We start from the raw sequence: 21,986 nt of genomic DNA on the forward strand, positions 1-21,986 counted from the left end.
CGGGGATGTATCCAAAATACCGAGATGGGAGATTATCGAATCTCGAGAGCCGGGAGTTGCGCCGGGAGGATCAGCGCTTGCCGCCCGCGGCGATGCCCTGGTTCACCTGCTCCAGGGCCTTCTGGGTGAGTTCGATGGCCTTGGCCTTGTGGCCCCCCTTGTCATCGGGCGCGGCGTTGAGCGCGGCCAGCGCATAACGCAGGTGGACGAGGGCCTCGTCCAGCTTGGGCTGCCCCTCGGCGAGGGCGTGCTGCGTGAAGCCACCGAGGAAAAAAGCGACGAGGGCGGCGAGGACGGTGCGGCGCATGGAAACCTCCTGAGGTGGGGACAGCGGACGACGGGTTGTAGGAACTTCAGTGTTCCAGACCGGCAATCCCACTCGGACGCAGATTCACGCGCACGGGCCAACGGCGGACGGGACCCTTGAGACGTTCACGGCCGGACAGGCCGGTTCCACGTCCCCCGAGGGACTCGGCAAACCCTTTGCAGAGGAGCGCATCACACCGAAGGAGCGTGCCATGCGCGGAGTCATCACTGGGCGTGAGGTGCTCGAGAACCTCGGCATCATCTACCGGGAGTTCGGAGCAGCCTGTGTCGTGCGATGTCTCTGGGTCCTCGCCCGGGGTCGCAGTACCACCTTCCTCGAGGTGGCGTGCCAACCCAGCCTCAAGCAGACCCGCTACTTCTAGGACTCGTCGTCCGGCTTGGCGGGGGACGGGGGAAGCACCGGGTTCTTCTGGACGTAGGAGACCTGGGGACCCGACCCGCCGCGGCCCGGATGCGGCCCACCGCGCTCGGGCCGATCGCCCCGACGGTCCATCGGACGCCCCCGCGGGCCCGGTGGCTGCGAGGAGCGCGGACCCGAAAGCCCCGCCTGACGCTGAGCATCCGCGTTGCCACGTGGAGGGCGATCGCCTCGTGGAGGCCGCTGCTCCCGGAAGGGCTGCCCCTCGCGCGGCGGCCGCTGCTCCCGGGGACCCTGTTGCTGCTGCTGGAAGGGCTGCCCCTCGCGCGGCGGCCGCTGCTCCCGGGGACCCTGTTGCTGCTGGAAGGACCGCGCATCACGCGGTGGCCGCTGCTCCCGAGGCCCCTGCTGCTCCCGGGGGCCCTGCTGCTGCTCCCGTGGCCCCTGGTCGCGCAAGGGCCGGGGAGCGTCCGCGTCCCGGCGCGGCGGGCGATCACCCGGGGGGCGAGGGCCCCGCCCATCCTGCGCGCGCGGACCGCCCGAGAAGCGCCGCTCGCGCGAGGGCTCTCCCTGGAAGCGCCCGGTGGGCTCGAAGTCCGGCGTCAGCTCGCGCTTGACGTAGGCCCGCCAGATCTCCGCCGCGTCTCCCGCGCGCGCGCGCAGGCTCGGGTCCACCGTCTCGAAGTAACGGCGCAGGTTCTCGATGTCGCGCCTGAAGAAATGCTCGGCCTGGCTGTTGGCCGCCGCGCCCACCACCTGGGGAAAGTCGATGATGGTGGCGCCCCGGTTGCCCAGGAGGATGTTGAACGCGGACAGGTCGCCGTGGATCAAGTCACAGCACAGCATCCGGATGGCCTGGTTGCGCAGGTCGAAGTAGAGCGCCGAGGCCTCCTCCGGCGTGAGCTGCGCCTCCTCCAGCCGCGGCGCCGGGTGGCCCTCCAGGTCCAGCACCAGCTCCATGAGGAGCACGCCCTCGTAGAACATCACCGGCCGGGGCACGCACACGCCCGCCGCGTGCAGCTTGAAGAGCGCCTCCACCTCGGCGGTCTTCCATGCCTCCTCCGCCGCCGCCACGCCGAAGCGGCTGCCCTTGGCGATGGCGCGCGCGGTGCGGCTGTTGCGCACCTGTCGCCCCTCGCGGTAGCCCGAATTGTTGCGGAAGTTGCGGTGCTCGCGCTCCTTGTAGATCTTGGCGGCCACCACCTCGCCACCGTGACGCACAAGGTACACGTCCGCCTCCTTGCCACTCTTGAGGCGGCCCACCACTTCGTCAATCACACCATCGGTCAGCAGGACTTGGAGCGCTTCGTTCATTCGTTTTCGCGGCGAAGGTCCCTGGGTTCTATCACGTCTTTCCGGGAGGCTCAGCCCACTCGTGCTCGGGCCCCTTCGGACGCTCCCTCGATGGGCGGGACGTACGGCCAGTCAGCCAGCGGTCCCCTGCCCGCCTCCCGTGAGAGGTAGTCCGCGGCGATATTGGCGCTCTCCATGATGGTGAGCAAGCCACTCCCCGGGTGCGTGCCCCCCCCCACCCAGTAGAGGGACTCCACGTTGGGGCTCTTCACATGGGGGCGCAGCGGCCCGAGCTGCATCCAGGTGTGGGACAGGTTGAACACCGCGCCCCGGAAGACATTGAAGTCATCCCGCCACGTCTCCGCGGTGAAGTAGCGCTCGGCGCGGATGTGCTCGCGCACCCCCTTCATGCCCACCTTTTCCAACATCGTGGGCAGGCGCTCGCGCAGCGTGCGCTCGGTGGCGGCCCAGTCCACGGGGCGCGAGGTGTTGGGCGTGGGCACCAGCACGTAGAGCGTGGAGTGGCCCGCGGGCGCCCCGCTCTTGTCCGTCACGCACGGGTTGCACACGTAGAAGGGAGGGTCGTCCACGTCCACCTGGCGGTCCTCCAGCGCGTCCGCGTCGGTGCGCCGCGCGCTCTCGGAGAGGTAGATGAGGTGGTGGGGCAGCTCGTCGTAGACGCGGTCCAGGCCGTAGTAGGCCATGAAGGTGCTGCACGAGTACTTCGCCTTCTGCAGCGCGGCGTCCGTCAGCCGGGTGCCCGCGCGAGACTCGGAGGGCACGAGCTGCTGGGCCGCGTAGGGCAGGTCCGCGTTGACCACCACCGCGTCCGCCTCCAGCCGCTCGCCGCCCTGAAGCCGCACGCCCGCCGCGCGGCCGTACTCCACCAGCACCTGCTCCACCGGCGTGCCCAGGCGGAAGGTGGCGCCCAGGTCCTCGGCGCACTTCATCATCCCGCGCGCCAGGGCGCGGAAGCCCCCCTCCACGTGCCACACGCCAAAGGCCAGCTCCAGATAGGGGATGACGCCGAACACCGAGGAGCAGTTGGTGGGGTGCAGCCCCAGGTACTTGGAGGGGTAGGCCAGCGCGTAGGTGATGCGATCGTCGTGGAAGAAGCCGTCCAGGTGCTTGTAGAGCGTCTGCCAGGGTTTGAAGCGCAGCGTGGGGAACAGGCGCCAGGGCGCGTAGTAGCCGAGGCTGTCGGCCGCGGTGGCCATGAACTTCTCGTAGGCGAGCGGGTACTTCTCGCGCCCCTCCTCCAGCCAGCGACGCAGCGCGGGCGCCTTGTCGGGGCCGAACTTGGAGACCTCACGCTCCATGCGCGCCGCGTCGCGCGTGGTGTCCAGGTGGGTGCCGTCCCAGAAGTGCACCCGGGTGTTGGTGTCCAGCGGCACCAGCTTCACGTAGTCGGAGATGCGCTTGCCCGCGCGCGTGAAGATGCTCTCGAGCACCCCGGGGAGCTGGAGGATGGAGGGCCCCGTGTCCAGCGCGTACTCGCCCGCATCCCCGAGGGTGAGCCCCTTCATCCGGCCTCCGGGCACCGCGTCCTTCTCCACCACGGTGACCTTCAAGCCCAGGCCCGCGAGGTTGATTGCCGCCGACAAACCCCCGGGCCCCGCTCCCACGACGATGACGTGACGAACCATGTCCCACACGATGCCTGGAACCCAGCAGAGATCCAGCCCTCCTGACGGGCGAGCTCCATCGCTGCCCTCCACCTGACACCCAGGGTACGGATTCCGGCGCTCCGAACGTTGTCCCGCACGAATGAAAAAGGCCGTCGCGGGTGTCATTCTCCAGGCTCTCAGGGCCCTCCGGATGGGCGGTGGCTCTCTCGCCATCCCCCAGCCGGTATTGGCGCGGCCGGGGCCCTGGAGCACCGCTCCCCCGGTGCTTCCCGCACGGAGAGTGATAACGCATGGAGCGGGCCCGGGGGCCGGCGCCGAGCGGCCCTCGCGCCAGGAAGACCCGGGGCAGGAGGCAGGCTCGCGCATGGAACGGCTGCTCACCGTGCTCTCCCAGGGATACCTGGCGATGAACAGCCTCACCGAAGCCCTCGGCGCCTGGCTCGTCCACCCGCCCCGGCCGCGAGCGCGGGCCCGCTCGGAGCCGGAGCACTCGCCCCCCCGAGAAGAGTCCCCCCCGTCCCGCGTCGGAGGAGAGTGGGCATCGGTGCTGGAGCTGCTCGTGGAGCAGAGTGGTGATGCCATCATCATGGCGGACGCGCAGGGGGTGCTGCGCATCTTCAACGCGGAGGCCAGGCGTCTGCATGGCGTCTCGCACCTGGCGGTGGCCGAGCGGGACTGGACCACCTTCGGCCTGCTCACCCTGGACGGCCGCCCCCTGCCCCTGGAGGGCATGCCGCTCTACCGCGCCCTCCGGGGCGAGCACGTGAGGAACGCGCGCTGGCGGGTGCGCCGCCCGGACGGCACCCTGCGCATCCTCAACGGCACCGCCATTCCCCTGTACCACCCGGATGGCTCGTCCGCGGGCGCCGTGCTCATCGCGCGCGATGAGACCGAGCGCCTGGAGATGGAGCACCGCTGCGCCGAGTCGCTCGAGCGGCTGCGCCGGACGGCCGAGTTCCGCGAGCGCTTCCTCGGCATCGTCGGGCACGATCTGCGCAACCCCCTGGGCGCCATCGACCTGTCGGCTCGCGTGCTCGACCGCTCCGACCACCTGGACGAGAACGAGCACCGCATGGTGGGGCGCATCCGCGCCAGCACCGAGCGCATGGCGCGGATGATCGGCGAGCTGCTCGACTTCACCCGCAGCCGGCTGGGCGGCGGCATGCCCGTGCATCCCCAGGTGGGCGACCTCACCGCCATCTGCCGCGAGGCGCTGGACGAGGTGCGCATGTCCCTGCCCGGAGCGCGCGTGTGCCTGCGCGTGCTCGGGCACGGCACGGGCGAGTGGGACGCGGGACGGCTGAACCAGGTCATCTCCAACCTGGTGAGCAACGCCGTCCACTACAGCCCCCAGGGCAGGCCCGTGCGCGTCACCCTGCGGGGAGAGAGCGTGGAGGACGTGGTGCTCACCGTCCACAACCTCGGGCCCCCCATCCCCCCGGAGCTGCTGCCCGTGCTCTTCGACCCCTTCCGCCGCGGCCCCGGCACCGGTCCCTCCAACCGGGATGGGCTCGGGCTCGGGCTCTACATCGTGCGGCAGATCGTGCTCGCCCACGGGGGCCAGCTCGACGTGAGCTCCAGCGCGGGCAAGGGAACGACCTTCACCGTCCGGCTGCCCCGCATCCAGCCCCACCTGCCCCCACCCCCCTTGGGTTGACGCGTCCGGCCAGTGGCTGGTAAGTGCTCACTTAACACCTAACCCGCCAGGAGGATCCGAGTGCACGCCTTTTCCCTCAGCGCGGTCAGTCTGCTCATCGCCCAGTTCATCGTCATCATCGGCCTGTCACGGCTGCTGGGACGGGGAGTGCGGGGACTGGGCCAACCGCTGGTGATCGCCGAAGTGCTGGCCGGCATCCTCCTGGGCCCCTCGCTGCTCGGATGGCTGTGGCCCTCGGCCATGGAGACGCTGTTTCCGGCGAGCTCGATGCCGGTGCTCAAGATGCTCAGCCAGGTCGGGCTCATCCTCTTCATGTTCCTCATCGGACTGGAGTTGGATCCACGACTGCTCAAGGGGCGGGGCCACGCCTCGGTGGTCATCAGCCACACGAGCATCGTCGTCCCCTTCGCGCTGGGCGCGGGGGCGGCGCTGTGGTTCTACCCGCGACTGAGCGACCCGTCGGTGCCCTTCAGCTCGTTCGTGCTCTTCATGGGCGTGGCGATGAGCATCACGGCGTTTCCGGTGCTCGCGCGCATCCTCACCGAGCGGCGGCTGATGCAATCGAAGGTGGGCGCGCTGGCCATCACCTGCGCGGCGGTGGACGACGTGACGGCGTGGTGCCTGCTCGCCTTCGTCGTCTCCATCGTGCGGGCCACCAACCTGGCCGAGGCGGCGATCACCACCCTCGTCGCGCTGGGCTACATCGCCTTCATGATGGGCGCGGTGCGGCCCTTCCTCGCCCGGCTGGGCGCGCGCGTGGCCAGCCGCGAGGGGCTCAACCAGAACGTGATGGCGCTCACGTTGATCATGCTGCTCGCCTCGAGCTTCGCCACGGAGCTCATCGGCATCCACGCGCTCTTCGGCGCCTTCCTCTTCGGCGCCATCATCCCCAAGGAGGGCGGCCTCGCCGAGGCGCTCGCGGAGAAGCTGGAGGACGTGGCGGTGGTGCTGCTGCTGCCGCTCTTCTTCGCCTTCAGCGGCCTGCGCACGCAGATCGGCCTGCTCAACAGCACCGACCACTGGCTCATGTGCGGCCTCATCATCCTCCTGGCGTGCCTGGGCAAGTTCGGCGGCAGCGCGGTGGCGGCCCGGCTGACGGGCTCGAGCTGGCGCGAGGCGGGTGCCATCGGCATCCTGATGAACACGCGCGGGCTGATGGAGCTCATCGTGCTCAACCTCGGCCTGGACCTGGGCGTCATCTCGCCCACGCTCTTCACGATGATGGTGGTGATGGCCCTGGTGACCACGTTCCTCACCACGCCGCTGTTGCGCGTCATCTACCCGCCGGAGCAGCTCGCCCTGGAGCGCGCCGTCACGCCTCCGCCGCTGACGCTGCCCACCGTGCAGCCCTTCACCCTGCTCATGTGCGTGTCGCATGGTCAGGCGGGCGCGGGCATGGTGACGCTCGGGCGGGCACTCACCGGAGGCACCGAGACGCCCAGCTCGCTCTATGCCCTGCACCTCATTCCCCCCACCGAGCGCGCCTCCTTCCACCTGAAGCACACGCCGGCGCTCCAGGTGGAGCAGCGCGCGGGAGAGGACGGCCCCATGGCGGCGCTGCTCACGCGCGCGCAGCGCACGGGCCTGGAGGTGCGTCCGCTGTCCTTCGTGTCCGCCGAGCCCGGGCTCGACATCTGCCGCACCGCCGAGGCCAAGCGGGCGGACCTCATCGTGCTCGGCTGGCACAAGCCGCTCTTCGGCCAGACGGTGCTCGGCGGCACCGTGCACGAGGTGATGAGCGAGGCGGCCGCGGACGTGGCCGTGCTGGTGGACCGGGGCCTGGAGAACGTGCGCCGGGTGTTGGTGCCCTACAGCGGCAGCCGGCATGACCGGGCCGCGCTGGGACTGGCGCGGCGGCTGCTCAAGGGAGTGGGCGCGGAGGTGACCATCCTCCACGTGACGTCGCCCACGCCGCAGCCGGGCCGCACGCCGGCGCGGCTGCTCGTCGACGAGCTCTTCCCCGGGGCCTCCAGCCAGGTGCACCTCAAGGTGGTGGCGCACGCCTCGCCCGAGGACGCGGTGCTCGCCGAGGCCGCCCAGGGTGGCTACGACTTGATGGTGGTGGGCGTGGGCGCGGAGTGGGGCCTGGAGGGCCACCTCTTCGGTCTGCAGCGCGAGCGGCTCGTGCGTGACTCCAACCTGTCGATGCTCGTCGTGCGTCAGCCGAAGCCCGCCGAGAAGCCCGCCGCCGAGACCACCCCCCTGGCCGGCACCAATGCCCCGCCGGCCGAGCCCCTGCGGGCTGGCGGCGGTGCCTCCTGACCCCCAGCACCCGAAAACGGAGCCCCCCCGACACCATGCACCCAGGAGCCACCCTCCGTTTGTTGCGAGTGGACGCGGGCCTGAGCCTGCGGGACCTGGCGCGCCGCATCGGCGTGTCCAGCGCCTACCTGAGCCGCGTGGAGAACGGCGTGGACGCGGTGCCCACGCCCGAGCGGCTCGCCGCCATCGCCCGTGAGCTGAACGTCCCCCCCACGCTGCTCATGGACGTGGCGCACCGGCAGAGCCCCTTCGTGGCCAACTACCTGGAGGAGGTGCCCGGCGCCACCGCGCTCCTGATGGACATCTCCCGCCGGCGCCTCACCTCCGAGCAACTGCTGCGCGTCCGGGCCTTCCTGGACGCGGAGTTTCCCGCCCCCACGCCCTGGCCGGACGCGCCCACGCCGGGGCTGGGCCCGGTGCTCACCCCCGGCCGCATGGTGCTGCGCCTGACGTGCTCCGCGCTGGAGGACGCGCTGGACGTGGCGGCGGGGCGGCTCGCCGCGGACCTGCCCGGGGTGAGCGCGTCCCAACTGGTGGCGGAGCTGCGGCGGCGCGAGGCCGAGTCCTCCAACGCCGTGGGCAACGGGGTGGCGGTGCCCCATGCCTTCGTGGAGAACACCCCACCGCTCGCCGCCCTGGTGAGCCTGGCCCAGCCCCTGCCCGACGAGACCCCGGACGGCATCCCCCTGCGGCTGCTCGTGGTGCTCGTGGACGGGGAGCCGCGCACGCACCGGCTCATGCGGCTCGCCCACGTGGCGAGGCTGGCGAGCCATGGCCTGGCCGGGCGGCTCTCCGACGCGGAGCAGCCCTCCCAGGTGCAGACACGGCTGGCGGAGCTGGAATCCCTGCGCTGAAAGCCAGCGCCCCTACGACCGCGACAGGCCCCGCGCCCGCTGCGCCCCCCCCGCCTCGTCCTCTGACCTCGAGGCCTCGGCGGACGCGGAATGCACGGGGCCCTCCTCCTCCCGCCGCGGCTCGCAGTACGTCCTCACGACGGTGTAGAGCCGGTCGAGGTTGAAGGGCTTGCGCAGCACCGCCTGCACCTCGGGAAGGCGGATGTGCTCGTCCACGGAGAGCAGGACGATGGGCACCGAGCGCAGCGTCGGCTCCTGGCGGATGAACCGGATGAGCCGCGCGCGCTCCATCTCCGGCAGCGTCTCGTCCAACAGCACGAGCCCCGGCCGCCCCATCCGCTCCAGGGCCTCGAGCGCGCCCTTCGAGCCCAGCACCGCGGCCACCCGATACCCGTCGAACTCCAAGGCCGCCTGAATGGCCTCGAGCACGTCGAGCTGGGCTTCGACCACGAGCACGGATGCGCAGGGAGGAAGCATGGGGACCGCTCACTTTCAGCGGAAAACGCGGGAAGGTAGGACAGTACGGCAAGCGTGCAACAGCACGTGTCGAAAAGCCAACGTTTCGAGCCCCGCGATGGCGGCTCTGGAGACATTACCCAGCATCAACCACTGAACGCCCACATGCCATCTTCGTGCCTGCGCCCGCTTCCCCCCGAGCCATCGAGGTAGGCACTCCGGCGCCGGACTGCATAGGATGAACCGCCGATGGCGCCGCCCCCCGCTCGCGAAATCCTACTCTTCATACTGGAGTCGCAGCGCTACGCCCTGCCGCTGGAGGACGTGCGCGAGCTGGTCCGGGCCGTCCGCCTCACCCCCCTGCCCCGGGCGCCCTCCGTCGTGGAAGGCCTGTTCAACCTGCGCGGAGAACTCATCCCCGTGCTGGACATGCGCCGCCGCTTCCGATTGCCCGCCCGCCGACTCCTCCCCTCCGACCACTTCATCATCACCCAGGCGGGGCGCCGCGTCATGGCGCTGCGCGTCGATCGCGCCGAGGGCATTCAACCGCTCGAGCCGCACGCCCTGGACACGACGCCCCGGGAGCTGCCCGGCGTGGGCTACGTGGCCGGGGTGGTGAAGCTGCCCGACGGGCTCGTGCTCCTGCATGACCTGCGCACCTTCCTGTCGGAGGCGGAGGCGCTCGAGCTGGAGGACGCGCTCACGCACGAGGGTAGCGCGCGGTGAGCGACTCCACGCCCCCCTGGCGGCATTGGGGCTACACCGCGGTGCTCGAGTTCGTCGCCGCGCGCGCCGGCCTGCTCGCGCCCAGCTGCCTCGCGGCCGCCATGGAGGGCATCGACCGGGCCATGGCCCGCGCGGGACTCGCCGAGGACTTCACCGCCTACCTGCCCCTGCTGGAGACGGACCGCGCCGCCCTGGATGATCTCCTCGTCGAGCTGACCGTGGGGGAGACGTACTTCTTCCGCAACCCCGAGCACTTCGACTTCCTGCGCCAGGAGGTGCTGCCGGACCTGCGCCAGCACCGGGGCGAGGGGCACGTGGTGCGAGGGTGGAGCGCGGGCTGTTCCTCGGGCGAGGAGCCCTACTCGCTGGCGGTGCTCCTGATGAAGGAGGGCCACGGGCGCATGGAGGTGCTGGGCACGGACGTGTCGCGCGCGGCGCTCGCGCGCTGCGAGGAGGCGAGCTACGGCGAGTGGTCCCTGCGCGGCCCGTGGACCGAGCACATGCGGCCCTACCTGCGCCCGGACGGCAAGCGCTACCGGCTCTCCCCCGAGGTGCGCTCCCACGTGCGCTTCGACTACCTCAACCTCGCCGAGGACTCCTGGCCCTCCACCCCCCTGGGCGTGTGGGGCATGGACATCATCTTCTGCCGCAACGTCCTCATCTACTTCAACCGCCCCACCATCGAGGGCGTGGCCCGGCGGCTCCACGCCACGCTCGCCGACGGCGGCTTCCTCATCACCGGCCCCTCGGATCCCCCGCTCAACGGGCTCGCCCCCTTCGAGACGATCGTCACCGAGTGGGGCATCGTCTACCACCGCCCGGACGCGACCCGGCCCACCCGGCTGCGCTCCTTCCGCCACACCCCGCTCCAGGTGGTGCCGCCCTCGTCCGAGCTCCCTCACGCCCCACCTCCCACCGCGCCCCTCCCCCACTCCCCGCGCCGGCCCTCGCGCCGCCCTCCCTTCCCGCGCCGCCCCCGCCCGCGACGTCCGTGGTGAGCGGCCTGGACGAGGCCCGACAGGCGCTGGCCCGGGGGGACTGGCGCGAGGCGGCGCGACTGGCCGCGGCGGTGCCGGGCGACGAGGAGGCCGCGGGGGTGGCGATCCGCGCCCTGGCCAACTTCGACGCGCCGGCCGCCCTGCGCGCCTGTGCCGAGGCGAGCGAGCGCCACCCGCTGGCCGTGGAGCCGCGCTACCTCGAGTCCCTGGTGCTGCTGGGTCAGGGAAGGCTGCGCGAGTCCGAGCGCGCCGCGCGCCAGGCGCTCTACCTGGAGCCGGGTCTCGCGGTGGCGCACCTCATGTTGGGCCACATCCTGCGGCGCCAGGGCGAGCTGGAGGGAGCACGACGTGCCTTCTCCACCGCCGCCGGCCTGTGCGCGGCACTGCCTCCCGAGCAGCCCGTGCCCCTGGCCGATGGCGAGCGCGCCGAGCGGCTCATGCGCGTGGCACGCGAGGAACTCCAGCGGCTGGATGACTCCCAGGAGAAGGGCTGATGCCTGACGACGAGGACATGAAGCAGCGCGGGCTGGACTGGAGCGCCGCCTACCGGAGGCTGGCGCGGCTCGCCGCCTCGACCGAGGCCTCGCTCCAGTCCGATCCCGAGCAGGAGCAGGCGGTGCTCGACGAGCGCGCGCGGCGGCTGTCCCGCACCGCCGAGCCCACGGCCGCGCCGGGCCACCAGCTCGAGCTCGTCCTCTTCCACGTGGACGAGCAGGACTACGCGCTGGAGACGCGCTTCGTGCGCGAGGTGTTGCGCACCTCGGAGCAACGCGTGCTCCTGCCCGGCGCGCCCCCGCAGCTGCGCGGGGTCACCCTGCTGCACGGCGAGGTGCTCGCGGTGGTGGAGCTGGCGCCCCTGTTCGGCCGGCCCGCCCCCACCCAACACGGCCCCGTGCTGGTGCTGGGCCTGAACCGCGCGGAGCTGGGCCTGCGCGTCGATCACGTGCAGGAGGTGCTCTCGCTCACCCGCGACTCGCTCCTGCCGCCTCCCGCGGCGCTGAATGGACAGGAGCGAACGCTCGTGTCGGGCATCACCCGCGAGGGGATCATCGTACTGGAGGGGGAGGCGCTCTTGGGGGATGGTCGCCTCTTCTTCGACCTCTCCGAGGAAAGGGTTCCATGAGCATCGGGAAGAAGATCGCCCTCGGCTTCGGCCTGTCGCTGCTGGCGCTGCTCGCCGTGGCCTCGGTGGCCTACCAGGGCGCGCAGCAGATCACCCAGACGACGACCCTGTTGCTCGAGAGCCGCGAACAGGCCCGCCTCATGCGCGAGGTCATCGCCAACCTGGTGGACGCCGAGACGGGCCAGCGCGGCTTCATCCTCACCGGCGACACCAGCTACCTGGAGCCCTACAACCAGGCGCGCAGGAACCTGGACGCCAACATCTCCAAACTGCGCGACTACCTGCGCGACGAGCCCGCCCAGCAGACCCAGCTCGACCGGCTCGAGCCCCTGGTGGGCGACAAGCTCACGGAGCTGGCGAAGACGATCACCCTGCGCCAGCAGGGCCAGACCGACGCGGTGCTCGCGATCGTGCGCTCCGGCCAGGGCAAGGAGAACATGGACCGCATCCGGGATCTCCTCAACGAGATGCTGCGCATCGAGGATCAGCGCTGGGAGAACAACGAGCGGCAGGCGAAGGAGAGCGCCCAGCGCAGCATCTGGGTGCTGGCGGTGGGCACGCTGCTCGGCTTCCTCGTCGTCAGCCTGGGCAGCTGGTTCATCACCCGGAGCATCACCGGCCCCATGGACAAGCTGGTGGCGGGCGCGGATCAGATCGGCCGGGGCAACTTCGCCCACCGCATCGACGTGGTGAACGACGACGAGACGGGGGAGCTCGCCACCGCCTTCAACGCCATGGCCGAGCGGCGCCAGCAGGCCGAGGCGCAGCTGGCCAAACAGGCCGCGGAGCGCGAGCACACCCTGCGGACGGTGGCCGAGTTCGTCAACCAGCTCGCGGGCACCACGGCGGAGGTCCTGGTGAGCACCACCGAGCAGGTGGCCGGCGCCCAGGAGCAGGGCAGCGCGGTGGCCGAGACGGTGAGCACCGTCGAGGAGATCGCCCAGACGTCCGAGGAGGCGGCGGGGCGCGCGCGCACGGTGAGCGAGTCGGCGCGCCACGCCGAGGAGGTGGGCCGCAACGGCCGGCGCGCGGTGGACGAGGCCGTCACCTCCATGGTCGCCGTGCGCGAGCAGGTGGAGTCCATCGCCTCGCGCATCCTCGCCCTGGCCGAGCAGGCCCAGGCCATCGGCGACATCATCACCACCGTCAACGACATCTCCGAGCAGACGCACATGCTCGCCCTCAACGCCTCCATCGAGGCCAGCCGCGCGGGTGAACACGGCCGGGGCTTCGCCGTGGTGGCCGCCGAGGTGAAGGCGCTCGCGGACCAGTCCAAGAAGGCCACCGCCCAGGTGCGGCAGATATTGGGGCAGATCCAGAAGGCCACCCAGAGCGCGGTGATGACCACGGAGGAGGGCACCAAGAGCGTGACCACCGCCACGCGCGTGGTGTCGCAGGCGGGCAGCACCATCCAGACGCTGGGCGATCTGCTCGGCCAGGCGTCGCTCACCGCGGCGCAGATCTCCGCCTCCGCCAACCAGCAGGCCACCGGCATCGGGCAGATCCGCCAGGCCATGCGCGACGTGAGCCAGGCCACCCAGCAGACGCTCACCAGCACCCGGCAGACCGAGCGCGCCATGCAGGACCTCAACGCCATGGGCCAGAAGCTCAAGAGCCTCTTGAGCGAGTACGGACGCGCCGCATGACGATGGACCGCGACCGCCTCGCCCAGGCCCTGATGGCCACGTTCCTCGAGGAGCTCGAGGGGCACGTGGCCGCGCTCAACCGGGATCTGCTCGCGCTGGAGAAGGCCACGACCCCCGCGCGGGCCGGCGAGCTGATGAACTCCCTGTTGCGCACGGTGCACAGCGTGAAGGGCGCCTCGCGCGCGGTGAGCGTGGGCCTCATCGAGACGGCGTGCCACCGGCTGGAGGAAGTGCTGGCCGCGGTGGACAACCAGGGCCCGGCCCACCCGGAGCTGATGGAGCTGTGCTTCGCCACCGCGGACGCGCTGGACGACGCGGGGCGCCGGCTCGCCACCAAGCAGGACTTGAAGGGCACGCCGCTCGAGGAGCTGCTGCCCCGGCTGGAGGCAGCGGCCCAGTCCCCCGAGTCCCTGCGCGCCCGGGCGCTCGTGCCCCCTCCGCCGGAGCCCGCTCTCCCGACGCCCGCCCCGGCCACGCCCTCCCCCGCCGCGCCTCCGTCTTCCCCCGCCGCGGCGCCACCCCCGCCGGAGTCCTCCGCTCCGGCCGCGGAGGGGCTGCCGGTGCGCGTGTCGGCGCAGAAGCTGGACGCGCTCCTGGCGCGCAGTGGCGAGCTGCGCGTGGCGGGCCTGCGGCTCGAGGGCCGGGTGGAGACGCTGGAGGCGGTGGGCGAGGAGCTGACCCATTTGCGCCAGCGCCTCACCGGCGCGGAGGCCCTGGCGGCGCGGCGGCTGGAGATGCGACTGGCGCAGCTCGGCCGGGCGCTCGCGGCGGACCGGCGCACGCTCATGCAGGCCGCGAGTGGACTGGACGAGGAGGTGCGGCGCGCGCGCACCCTGCCCTTCGCCGAGGGGTGCGCGGGCCTGGAGCGCAGCGCGAGGGACCTGGCGCGCGCGGCGGGCAAGCAGGTGCGGCTGGAGGTGCAGGGCGGCGCGCTGGAGCTGGATCGCTCGCTCCTGCAAGGGCTGCGCGAGCCCCTGTTGCACCTGATGCGCAACGCGGTGGCGCACGGCGTGGAAGCCCCGGCCGCGCGGCGCGAGGCGGGCAAGCCCGAGGAAGGCGTGGTGAAGCTGACGGCCCGGCTGCGCGGCGGACGGGTGCAGGTGGTGGTGGAGGACGACGGGCGGGGACTGGACCTGGGCGCCATCCGGGAGAAGGCGCGCGCGCGCGGGCTGCCGGTGTTGGACGACGCGGGCGACGCGCGGCTCATCTTCATGCCCGGCCTGACCACGACCGAGGCGGTGACGGCGGTGTCCGGGCGCGGGGTGGGACTGGACGTGGTGCGCTCGCAGGTGGAGGCGCTGCGCGGCAGCGTGGACGTGTCCTTCGTCCCCGGCCAGGGAACGCGCTTCGTGATGGACGTGCCCCTCACGCTGAGCACCCTGCGGGTGCTGCTGGTGCTGGTGAGTGGCCAGACGTTCGCCGTGGCGGGCGAGAGCGTGGAGCGCCTGTTGCGCCTGGCGCCCGGGGACGTGCGCCGCGTGGAAGGCCGGCAACTGTGGGCCGGACCCGAGGCGCTCATCCCCCTGTCCACGCTCGCCCAGGTGCTGGGCCTGCCCGCGGGCACGCCGCGCGCGCACCCCAGTGCCCTGCTGCTCTCCTCGGGCGAGGTGCACGCCGTGCTGGGCGTGGACGAGGTGGTGGCCGAGCAGGAGGTGCTCATCCGCGGCCTCGGCCCGCGCATCCGCCGCGCGCGCCACGTGTCCGGCGTCGCCGTGCTGCCCGATGGACGCCTGGCCCCCCTGCTCAACGCGCCCTCGCTCGTGCGCGCCGCCGAGGGCCGCACCGCCACCGCGGGCCTCTTCCCCGCCACCGTGGCGCCCACCGCCCGCCGCCGCGTGCTGCTCGCCGACGACTCCATGACCACGCGCGCCCTGGAGCAGAGCATCCTCGAGGCGGCCGGCTACGAGGTCCTCGTGTGCTCGGACGGCCAGGAGGCGTGGGAGCGGCTCCAGACGGAGGGCGCCGACGCGCTCGTCTCCGACGTGGAGATGCCGCGCATGGACGGCTTCACCCTCACCGAGGCGGTTCGCGGCTCCCCGCGCTTTGGCCGGCTGCCCGTGGTACTCGTCACCGCGCGCTCCTCTCCCGAGGACAAGACCCGCGGGCTCCAGGTGGGCGCCAGCGCCTACCTCGTCAAGAGCGCGTTCGATCAATCCCATCTGCTGGAGACCCTGAGACAGCTCCTATGAAGCCCGACAAGCTCCGTGTCGTCGTCGCCGAGGACTCGCCCACCGCCCGGCGCCTGCTGGTGGAAATCCTGCGCGCGGACCCCACCTTCGACGTGGTGGGCGAGGCGAAGGATGGCGTGGAGGCGCTGGAGCTCACGCGCCGCCTGCGCCCGGACCTGGTCACCATGGACATCCAGATGCCGAACATGGATGGACTGGAGGCCACCAAGCGCATCATGACGGAGGTGCCCACGCCCGTGGTGGTGGTGAGCACCCTGGTGGAGCGCGACATCCAGACGTCCATGACGGCGCTGCGCTCCGGGGCGCTCGCGGTGTTGCAGAAGCTCGTGGGACCCCAGGCGCCGGACTTCGAGGCCGAGGCGCGGCGGCTGCGCGACACGGTGAAGGCCATGGCCGAGGTGAAGGTCATCCGCCACTGGCCCAGCCGCGATGGCATCCCCACGACCCGCGCGCCCCTCGTCACCGCGCGCCGGCGCAAGCCCGAGGTGGTCGTCATCGCCGCCTCCACCGGGGGCCCCGCGGCGCTGCACCGCATCCTCTCCGAGCTGCCCTCGCACTTCCCCCTGCCCATCCTCGTGGTGCAGCACATCGCCCTGGGCTTCGGCAAGGGCATGGCCACCTGGCTCGACAGCGTGTGCAAGCTGGAGGTGAAGGTGGCCGACGACGGCGAGCCCCTGCGCCCGGGCGTCGTCTACATCGCGCCGGATGATCGCCACCTGGGCATCCGGCCGGACAAGCACGTGGAGGTCTCCAATGCCGCGCCCGTGGGGGGCTTCCGGCCCTCGGGCACGTGGCTGTTCCGCTCGGCCTCGCGCGTCTACGGCGCGGGCATCGCCGCCGCCGTCCTCACCGGCATGGGCCAGGACGGCCTGGATGGCCTGCGCGAGGTGCACGAGACGGGGGGCTGGGTGATGGCCCAGGACGAGGCCACCAGCGTGGTGTACGGCATGCCGGGCGTGGCCGTGTCCGCCGGCGTCACCGACGAGGTGCTGCCCCTGGACAACTTCGCCCGCCGCTTCCGTGAACTGGCGGGCATGCCGGAGGGCGAGTAGCCCGGGGGGAGTTGCGGATTTCACACCCCGTTCTTACGTACCTTCGCGCGCCTGCCCGCCAGTCCGCTCTCACCCTGGACTGCTTTCCTTGGGCGTGAAATGAAGAGACTCCCCCCCTCGCTGGTTGTGGCGACACCATGAGCCCTCCCCCCTCCGGATTCGAACTGGCATTCAGGTCCCAACCGGATCCGGCCTATCTCCTGGACGAAACGGGGCGGGTACTCGCGTGCAGTGACAAGGGGGCGCTCGTCGTCGGCATGCCCCCCGAGTTGCTGCTCGGGCAGCCCTGGGCCCGGCTGGCCCCCCTGCTGGAAGAAGGCGCCCGCCTGGAGGCCGCGTGCGGCACCGCCCTGGCGCAAGGCAGCGCGCCCATCCTGCAGGCCGTCTGGCCGAGCCCCTCCGGAGGTCCCCGGCCCCACAGCTTCAACATCACCGCGATGCGCCAGGAGGGAGCCCCGCCCCGGCTGCTGGTGATGGCGCGTCCGCTCACCGAGGCGGAGACGGTGTACGCGCGCGCCCTGGGCCTGGAGCAGGCCGCGCGCGCCGAGGTGGAGGCCGCCGAGCGCCGCCAGTCCTTCCTCTACCAGGCGATGACGACGCTCTTCTCCCACGCGCCGGATCCGCAGGGCATGTACACGCTCCTGGCGCACCTGGCGGTGCCGGACCTGGCCGACTGGTGCATCGTGGACGCGGTGGAGCAGGGCCCGTGGGTCACCCGCGCCGCCGTGGCCCACCTGGATCCCACCCAGGGCGAGCAGGCCCGCGCGATGAGCGCCCGCTTCGAGCGTCGGCCGGCGCAGGTGGGCGTGCTGCGGGTGCTGCACACGGGCGAGCCGGAGCTGGTGTCGGCGGTGACGGACTCGCTCCTACGCGCGGCCGCCACCGAGCCCGAGCACCCGGAGATGCTCCAGCGCCTGCAGGCGTGCTCGTACATGATCGTCCCGCTCAAGGCGCGCGGGCACACGCTGGGCGCGGTGACGTTCATCTCCAGCACCTCGGGGCGCCGCTATGGCCCGAGCGACCTGGCGCTGGTGGAGGACCTGTGCGTGCGCGCCAGCCTCGCCATCGACAACGCGCGCCTGGTGGGCGAGTCGCGGCGGGCCACGCGCGCGCGCGAGGATCTGCTCGCGGTGGTGTCGCACGACCTGAAGAACCCGCTGGGCGTGGTGCAGCTCGCCTCGGCGCTGCTCATGCGCGGCGCCCAGGGCAAGCCGGGTGGCGAGCAGGTGCAGAAGCAGGCCAGCCGCATCCAGTCGGCGGGCGAGCGCATGGCGCGGCTCATCTCGGACCTCCTGGACTGGGGCCGCATCGAGGCGGGCGGGCTGCCGCTGGAGCCGTCCGAGCAGGACGTGGCGTCGCTGGCGAGCGAGGCGCTCGAGAGCGTGCGTCCGCTCGCGGAGGCGCGCGGCCTGAAGGTCATGATGCAACTGGCCGAGGAGGACGTGCGGGTGCGCTGCGACCGGACGCGGGTGCTGCAGGTGCTCGGCAACCTGTTGGGCAACGCGGTGAAGTTCACCCCGGAGGGGGGCGAGCTGATGGTGGGCGCGCGGGTGCAGCGCGGAGAGGTGCAGCTGTGGGTGCGCGACACCGGCGCCGGCATCCGCCCCGAGGCGCTGCCGCACATCTTCGAGCGCTACTGGCAGGCGAAGGAAGCGGAGAGCCGGGGCACGGGCCTGGGGCTCTACATCGCCAAGGGCATCGTCGAGGCCCATGGCGGCCGCATCTGGGCCCAGAGCGAGTGGGGCAAGGGCAGCGTCTTCACCTTCACCCTGCCCCTGGCCGACCGCACCGCCCGCGGCACGAGTGTCTATTCGGCGGGTTAGGCGCTCCGGGCTAGAGTGGGGGCGTCCTATGCGCTCCCCGCTTGCCCTGCTCCTGGCGCTCGTCGCCCCCTTCTCCGCATCCGCGGGCGATGACGTCACCGCCCCCGCGCCCCGCGCCCTCGCCCCCTCGCAGCTGCGCGCCGATGTGGGCGTGCTCTCCTCCGGCCTCATCGGCACGGGCGACGCGTGGGCGGACACGATCACCGCCCAGGCCCTCTCGGGCCACGTGCTCTTCGGCGGACTCACGCTGGAAGGCTCGCTGCTGTCTCTCGTGCCCCTGCAGTCCGGCCGCACCGGCGCGAGCCTCACCCTCACCGCCCGTGTGGGTTACACCGGCGAGCTGTGGAGCCTCGTCGGCGGCCCCGTGGTGAACCTCGGCTACGGCTCGCGGCCCGCCGTCCAGGTGCTGCCCTCCATTCGAGCCCTGCGCCGCGTGGGCCCGGTGGACCTGCACGCCGGGCTGTTGGATCTGCACGGCCTCGTGCCCGCGCACCTCGGCGCATCCTGGAAGGGGGTGGGCCTGGCCTACGTGCTGCCCGTGGGCGCGCGCGCCTGGGCCGCCATCCCCCTCACCTCCACGCTGGCCCTGCGGCTCGAGGGATTCTTCTTCCAGCTCACCGGTTCCCAGTCCGCCTTCCTCACCGTGGGCCTCTCGGCCCGTCCCCCTTCCTCCACTGGAGTGTTGCCATGAGCCGCCGTGCCCTGCTGTTGGGCCTCTCCCTCCTCGCGGGTTGCTCCGGGCGGCCCTCGTTCGATCCCGCCACCATCAACGCCGCGCCCATCGGCCAGGGCCTGCCCCGTGGCTTCCTCCTGGGCGCCTCCACCTCCAGCCACCAGATAGAGGGCGGCAACCAGAACGACTGGAGCGACTGGGAGACGGGCCACTACCCGGACGGCTCACCCCACATCCGCGATCGCACCGTGTCCGGCCCCGCCGCGGACTCGTGGAACCGCTTCGACGAGGACATCGCGCTCTTGAAGCAACTGGGCGCCAACGCCTACCGCTTCGGCGTCGAGTGGAGCCGTCTGGAGCCCGAAGAGGGCAAGTGGAACGACGCGGCCTTCGCGCGCTACCGCCAGTGGGTCCAGGCCCTGCGCGCCAACGGCATCGAGCCCAACGTGACACTCCACCACTTCACCCTGCCGCGTTGGGTATCGGCCAAGGGCGGCTGGGAAAACCCCTCCACCGTGGAGGACTTCGCGCGATTCTCCGGCAAGGTGGCCCAGGAACTCGGCGAGCACGTGGACTGGTGGGGCACCATCAACGAGCCCAACGTCTACGCCGTGTTCGGCTACATGGACGGCGTGTGGCCCCCGGGCAAGCAGAGCACGGGCATCGCGGCCGAGGTGCTCGCGCGCCTGCTCGAGGCCCACGCCCGCTCCGCGCAGCAGGTGCGCGAGCACGACACCTGGGACGCCGACGGCGATGGCAAGAACAGCCTCATCGGGCTCGTCCACCACGTGCGCGTCTTCCAGCCGGCCACCGGCTCCACCACCGACACCGTGGTCACCGGCCTCACCGACTCCTTCTTCAACCAGAGCGTCACCGAGGCCCTGCGCACCGGCCACATCTCCATCCTCGTGCCCGGCGAAATCTCCATCGAGCGCGACGTGCCCGGCCTCAAGGGCTCCATCGACTACCTCGGCATCAACTACTACACGCGCGACCACATCCGGCAGGACTTCTCCCCGTCCTTCTCCCACAAATACGTACCCGAGGGCCGGGAGACGAACGACCTGGGGTGGGAGATCTACCCCGAGGGCCTCTACCTGTTCCTCAAGCGCTACGCGAACCTGGGCGTGCCGCTGGTGGTGACGGAGAACGGCATGGATGATCGCACCGGGGAGCGCCGGCCCTACTTCCTGCGCAGCCACCTGTACGCGGTGGAGCGGGCGGTGGCGGAGGGCGTGCCGGTGCGCGGATACTTCCACTGGAGCCTCCTGGACAACTTCGAGTGGGCCGAGGGCTACGAGCCCCGCTTCGGCCTTTTCCGGGTCGATTGGACTGGGGGACAAGCACGCCAGACGACTCCCGCGGTGGAAGCCTTTCGCGACGTGGCGCGCCACCTCGGACTCACACCCACTCCCTGATGGCGGCAGAGCGAAAATCCCAGTAAGAACGAGGAGACAGGAGCGACACCATGGGCGTGATCCAGTTCATCGATGAGTTCCGCGAACTCCACACCAAGGCGCGGCAGGGAAAGCTCGCGGAGCTGGAGCGGCCCGCCTACATGGCGGCGCGAGAGCAGTTCGCGCGGGCGTTGCTCAACGCGCAGGGCCTGATGCTCGACGGGGCCGAGGCCCGGCGCCACTACCGCGTGGCCCACCAACTGCCGGTGGAATTGCAGATGGCGTACGGCAACGTGTGGACGAACACCCTGGACCTGTCGGCGGGTGGCTTCTCGGTGATGCTGCCGCACGCGGTGGACGTGAAGGAGCGGCCGAGCGCCCTGCTCTACCTGCCGGACGGCACGACGCTGGCGGGCACCGTGCGCGTGGTGTCCCAGTTCCAGCGGGCCGACAAGCACCGCGCCTCGTTCGCCTTCCTGGACCTGACCGAGCGCGAGAGCGATCTGCTCGAGGGCTTCCTCATCGACTTCGCCCTCGAGCGCGTGGGTATCACCCCTCCGTGAGCGGTGGCTCGCGGTCTCTGTCCCACTCAAGCCACGGAGCCCCGGAATGAGCCCCAACCAATGGGTGGAACACTTCCGGCGCCTGCACCACCGGGCACGCCAGGGACAGCTGGAGGAGAGCGAGCAGCGGCACTACCAGGCCGCGCGCGAGCAGTTCGCCCGAGCGCTCACGGCGGCCCAGGGGTTGAGCGTGCCCGCGAGCCGCTCGGCGCGCCGGATGTTCCGCGTCGCCCAGGGACTGCAGGTGGACCTGACGTTCGCCGCGGGCTCCGTACGGGCCGTGACCCTGGACGTGTCGGTGGGCGGCTTCTCGGTGATGATGCACAAGCCCCCGTCCGAGACCGAGGAGCCCGGGTTCACGCTGCGCCTGCCCGGCAACCAGGAGCCGGTGGTGGGCCGCGCGAAGCAGGTGTCGGCGCAGCGCAAGCTGGGCACCCACCGCGTCTCGTTCTCCATCCTCGGCCTGTCGGAGAAGGAAGAGCAGCGCCTGGAGTCGACGCTGTTCGACCTGGCGCTCGAGCGCATCAAGTAAGCCCGGGAAGGGGCGCATGAGCGAAACCCACACCGATGCCATCCTCGTGCTGGTGACGGCGCCCACGGCGGACAAGGCCGCGGAGCTCGCGCGCGCTCTCGTGGAGGAGGGGCTGGCGGCGTGCGGCAACGTGGTGCCCGGCCTGCGCTCCATCTACCGCTGGGAGGGCAAGGTGCACGACGAGCCCGAGGCGCTGCTCGTGCTCAAGTCCCGCGCGCCCCTCTTCGAGGCGCTGCGCGAGCGCGTCGTGGCGCTGCACCCCTACCAGTGCCCGGAAGTGCTGCGGCTGGACGTGGCGGCCGGCCACGCGCCCTACCTGCAATGGATTGTCGACAACGTGCGCACCTCACGGTGAACCGAGGAAGGTGTCACCGAGGAAGGTGTCAAACGACTCGTATTTCGACCTTACCCATTTTTTCGCGGACTCAA

At 71.6% G+C, this 21,986-nt stretch carries 21 protein-coding genes; 17 read left to right on the forward strand and 4 right to left on the reverse strand.

Annotated elements, in window-relative coordinates; genetic code table 11:
• Nucleotides 1–70: 70 nt before the first annotated feature.
• Nucleotides 71–307, reverse strand: coding sequence for a hypothetical protein (locus tag CYFUS_RS48160; RefSeq protein ID WP_095991368.1), 237 nt, complete (start codon nucleotides 305–307; stop codon nucleotides 71–73).
• A gap of 211 nt (nucleotides 308–518) precedes the next feature.
• On the opposite strand from CYFUS_RS48160, the gene CYFUS_RS52105 reads away from it, so the two are divergent.
• Complete coding sequence (locus CYFUS_RS52105) at nucleotides 519–689, forward strand: hypothetical protein (protein WP_198316385.1); 171 nt, start codon at nucleotides 519–521, stop codon at nucleotides 687–689.
• Here the strand turns inward: CYFUS_RS52105 and CYFUS_RS53630 are convergent.
• Together CYFUS_RS53630 and CYFUS_RS48175 are read right to left on the reverse strand one after the other, a co-directional pair.
• Nucleotides 686–1,999: an RIO1 family regulatory kinase/ATPase gene (locus tag CYFUS_RS53630; RefSeq protein WP_095991370.1), complete on the reverse strand. Its 1,314-nt coding sequence runs from the start codon at nucleotides 1,997–1,999 to the stop codon at nucleotides 686–688. The genes CYFUS_RS52105 and CYFUS_RS53630 overlap by 4 nt on opposite strands.
• Before the next feature lie 50 nt (nucleotides 2,000–2,049).
• Complete coding sequence (locus CYFUS_RS48175; protein ID WP_095992667.1) at nucleotides 2,050–3,624, reverse strand: phytoene desaturase family protein; 1,575 nt, start codon at nucleotides 3,622–3,624, stop codon at nucleotides 2,050–2,052.
• 346 nt (nucleotides 3,625–3,970) lie between these two features.
• Here CYFUS_RS48175 and CYFUS_RS48180 point away from each other — a divergent pair, with 346 nt between their 5' ends.
• From CYFUS_RS48180 to CYFUS_RS48190, 3 genes are read left to right on the forward strand one after another with little or no spacing between them, the layout of a single operon-like run.
• Complete coding sequence (locus CYFUS_RS48180; protein ID WP_198316386.1) at nucleotides 3,971–5,263, forward strand: PAS domain-containing sensor histidine kinase; 1,293 nt, start codon at nucleotides 3,971–3,973, stop codon at nucleotides 5,261–5,263.
• A gap of 60 nt (nucleotides 5,264–5,323) precedes the next feature.
• On the forward strand, nucleotides 5,324–7,525 hold the full coding sequence (locus CYFUS_RS48185; protein WP_095991372.1) for a cation:proton antiporter: 2,202 nt from the start codon (nucleotides 5,324–5,326) through the stop codon (nucleotides 7,523–7,525).
• A gap of 35 nt (nucleotides 7,526–7,560) precedes the next feature.
• The gene (locus tag CYFUS_RS48190; RefSeq protein ID WP_095991373.1) at nucleotides 7,561–8,379 is read left to right on the forward strand and encodes a helix-turn-helix domain-containing protein; all 819 of its coding nucleotides are present in this window, start codon (nucleotides 7,561–7,563) and stop codon (nucleotides 8,377–8,379) included.
• 12 nt (nucleotides 8,380–8,391) lie between these two features.
• Here CYFUS_RS48190 and CYFUS_RS48195 read toward each other — a convergent pair whose 3' ends face one another.
• Nucleotides 8,392–8,856, reverse strand: coding sequence for a response regulator (locus CYFUS_RS48195; RefSeq protein ID WP_095991374.1), 465 nt, complete (start codon nucleotides 8,854–8,856; stop codon nucleotides 8,392–8,394).
• 228 nt (nucleotides 8,857–9,084) lie between these two features.
• Between CYFUS_RS48195 and CYFUS_RS48200 the strand changes: the two genes are divergently transcribed.
• From CYFUS_RS48200 to cutA, 13 genes are all read left to right on the forward strand, one after another.
• The gene (locus tag CYFUS_RS48200; protein ID WP_095991375.1) at nucleotides 9,085–9,561 is read left to right on the forward strand and encodes a chemotaxis protein CheW; all 477 of its coding nucleotides are present in this window, start codon (nucleotides 9,085–9,087) and stop codon (nucleotides 9,559–9,561) included.
• Entirely contained in the window at nucleotides 9,558–10,559 is a 1,002-nt protein-coding gene (locus CYFUS_RS53635) for a CheR family methyltransferase (protein ID WP_232537244.1), read from the forward strand. Before CYFUS_RS48200 ends, CYFUS_RS53635 begins: the two co-directional genes overlap by 4 nt.
• Nucleotides 10,556–11,053, forward strand: a complete 498-nt coding sequence (locus CYFUS_RS53640; protein WP_232537245.1) for a hypothetical protein — start codon at nucleotides 10,556–10,558, stop codon at nucleotides 11,051–11,053. Before CYFUS_RS53635 ends, CYFUS_RS53640 begins: the two co-directional genes overlap by 4 nt.
• Nucleotides 11,053–11,682, forward strand: coding sequence for a chemotaxis protein CheW (locus tag CYFUS_RS48210; protein ID WP_095991376.1), 630 nt, complete (start codon nucleotides 11,053–11,055; stop codon nucleotides 11,680–11,682). Before CYFUS_RS53640 ends, CYFUS_RS48210 begins: the two co-directional genes overlap by 1 nt.
• Nucleotides 11,679–13,328 carry a methyl-accepting chemotaxis protein gene (locus CYFUS_RS48215; RefSeq protein WP_095991377.1) on the forward strand — a complete coding sequence of 550 codons (1,650 nt, stop codon included), beginning with the start codon at nucleotides 11,679–11,681 and terminating at the stop codon, nucleotides 13,326–13,328. Before CYFUS_RS48210 ends, CYFUS_RS48215 begins: the two co-directional genes overlap by 4 nt.
• A 2-nt stretch (nucleotides 13,329–13,330) precedes the next feature.
• On the forward strand, nucleotides 13,331–15,517 hold the full coding sequence (locus tag CYFUS_RS48220) for a hybrid sensor histidine kinase/response regulator (protein ID WP_095991378.1): 2,187 nt from the start codon (nucleotides 13,331–13,333) through the stop codon (nucleotides 15,515–15,517).
• The gene (cheB, locus tag CYFUS_RS48225; RefSeq protein WP_095991379.1) at nucleotides 15,514–16,569 is read left to right on the forward strand and encodes a chemotaxis-specific protein-glutamate methyltransferase CheB; all 1,056 of its coding nucleotides are present in this window, start codon (nucleotides 15,514–15,516) and stop codon (nucleotides 16,567–16,569) included. The genes CYFUS_RS48220 and cheB overlap by 4 nt, the downstream gene beginning before the upstream one ends.
• Before the next feature lie 137 nt (nucleotides 16,570–16,706).
• Entirely contained in the window at nucleotides 16,707–18,392 is a 1,686-nt protein-coding gene (locus tag CYFUS_RS48230) for an ATP-binding protein (RefSeq protein WP_095991380.1), read from the forward strand.
• A gap of 28 nt (nucleotides 18,393–18,420) precedes the next feature.
• Nucleotides 18,421–19,083: a hypothetical protein gene (locus tag CYFUS_RS48235; RefSeq protein WP_095991381.1), complete on the forward strand. Its 663-nt coding sequence runs from the start codon at nucleotides 18,421–18,423 to the stop codon at nucleotides 19,081–19,083.
• Complete coding sequence (locus CYFUS_RS48240) at nucleotides 19,080–20,483, forward strand: glycoside hydrolase family 1 protein (protein ID WP_095991382.1); 1,404 nt, start codon at nucleotides 19,080–19,082, stop codon at nucleotides 20,481–20,483. Before CYFUS_RS48235 ends, CYFUS_RS48240 begins: the two co-directional genes overlap by 4 nt.
• Before the next feature lie 50 nt (nucleotides 20,484–20,533).
• The gene (locus CYFUS_RS48245) at nucleotides 20,534–21,025 is read left to right on the forward strand and encodes a PilZ domain-containing protein (RefSeq protein ID WP_095991383.1); all 492 of its coding nucleotides are present in this window, start codon (nucleotides 20,534–20,536) and stop codon (nucleotides 21,023–21,025) included.
• A 46-nt stretch (nucleotides 21,026–21,071) separates the two neighbouring features.
• Nucleotides 21,072–21,557, forward strand: a complete 486-nt coding sequence (locus CYFUS_RS48250; RefSeq protein WP_095991384.1) for a PilZ domain-containing protein — start codon at nucleotides 21,072–21,074, stop codon at nucleotides 21,555–21,557.
• Nucleotides 21,558–21,573: 16 nt separating this feature from the next.
• Entirely contained in the window at nucleotides 21,574–21,912 is a 339-nt protein-coding gene (gene cutA / locus CYFUS_RS48255) for a divalent-cation tolerance protein CutA (RefSeq protein WP_095991385.1), read from the forward strand.
• The last annotated feature ends 74 nt before the right edge of the window (nucleotides 21,913–21,986 follow it).

The sequence above is a fragment of the Cystobacter fuscus genome (genome assembly GCF_002305875.1).
Classification (GTDB): Bacteria; Myxococcota; Myxococcia; order Myxococcales; family Myxococcaceae; genus Cystobacter; species Cystobacter fuscus_A.

Excerpts from the sequence above, each read along its gene's own strand:
- CYFUS_RS48160 (WP_095991368.1), bottom strand. The coding sequence starts at position 307 with ATGCGCCGCACCGTCCTCGCCGCCCTCGTCGCTTTTTTCCTCGGTGGC.
- CYFUS_RS52105 (WP_198316385.1), top strand. The coding sequence starts at position 519 with ATGCGCGGAGTCATCACTGGGCGTGAGGTGCTCGAGAACCTCGGCATC.
- CYFUS_RS53630 (WP_095991370.1), bottom strand. The coding sequence starts at position 1,999 with ATGAACGAAGCGCTCCAAGTCCTGCTGACCGATGGTGTGATTGACGAA.
- CYFUS_RS48175 (WP_095992667.1), bottom strand. The coding sequence starts at position 3,624 with ATGGTTCGTCACGTCATCGTCGTGGGAGCGGGGCCCGGGGGTTTGTCG.
- CYFUS_RS48180 (WP_198316386.1), top strand. The coding sequence starts at position 3,971 with ATGGAACGGCTGCTCACCGTGCTCTCCCAGGGATACCTGGCGATGAAC.
- CYFUS_RS48190 (WP_095991373.1), top strand. The coding sequence starts at position 7,561 with ATGCACCCAGGAGCCACCCTCCGTTTGTTGCGAGTGGACGCGGGCCTG.
- CYFUS_RS48195 (WP_095991374.1), bottom strand. The coding sequence starts at position 8,856 with ATGCTTCCTCCCTGCGCATCCGTGCTCGTGGTCGAAGCCCAGCTCGAC.
- CYFUS_RS48200 (WP_095991375.1), top strand. The coding sequence starts at position 9,085 with ATGGCGCCGCCCCCCGCTCGCGAAATCCTACTCTTCATACTGGAGTCG.
- CYFUS_RS48210 (WP_095991376.1), top strand. The coding sequence starts at position 11,053 with ATGCCTGACGACGAGGACATGAAGCAGCGCGGGCTGGACTGGAGCGCC.
- CYFUS_RS48215 (WP_095991377.1), top strand. The coding sequence starts at position 11,679 with ATGAGCATCGGGAAGAAGATCGCCCTCGGCTTCGGCCTGTCGCTGCTG.
- CYFUS_RS48220 (WP_095991378.1), top strand. The coding sequence starts at position 13,331 with ATGGACCGCGACCGCCTCGCCCAGGCCCTGATGGCCACGTTCCTCGAG.
- cheB (WP_095991379.1), top strand. The coding sequence starts at position 15,514 with ATGAAGCCCGACAAGCTCCGTGTCGTCGTCGCCGAGGACTCGCCCACC.
- CYFUS_RS48230 (WP_095991380.1), top strand. The coding sequence starts at position 16,707 with ATGAGCCCTCCCCCCTCCGGATTCGAACTGGCATTCAGGTCCCAACCG.
- CYFUS_RS48235 (WP_095991381.1), top strand. The coding sequence starts at position 18,421 with ATGCGCTCCCCGCTTGCCCTGCTCCTGGCGCTCGTCGCCCCCTTCTCC.
- CYFUS_RS48240 (WP_095991382.1), top strand. The coding sequence starts at position 19,080 with ATGAGCCGCCGTGCCCTGCTGTTGGGCCTCTCCCTCCTCGCGGGTTGC.
- CYFUS_RS48245 (WP_095991383.1), top strand. The coding sequence starts at position 20,534 with ATGGGCGTGATCCAGTTCATCGATGAGTTCCGCGAACTCCACACCAAG.
- CYFUS_RS48250 (WP_095991384.1), top strand. The coding sequence starts at position 21,072 with ATGAGCCCCAACCAATGGGTGGAACACTTCCGGCGCCTGCACCACCGG.
- cutA (WP_095991385.1), top strand. The coding sequence starts at position 21,574 with ATGAGCGAAACCCACACCGATGCCATCCTCGTGCTGGTGACGGCGCCC.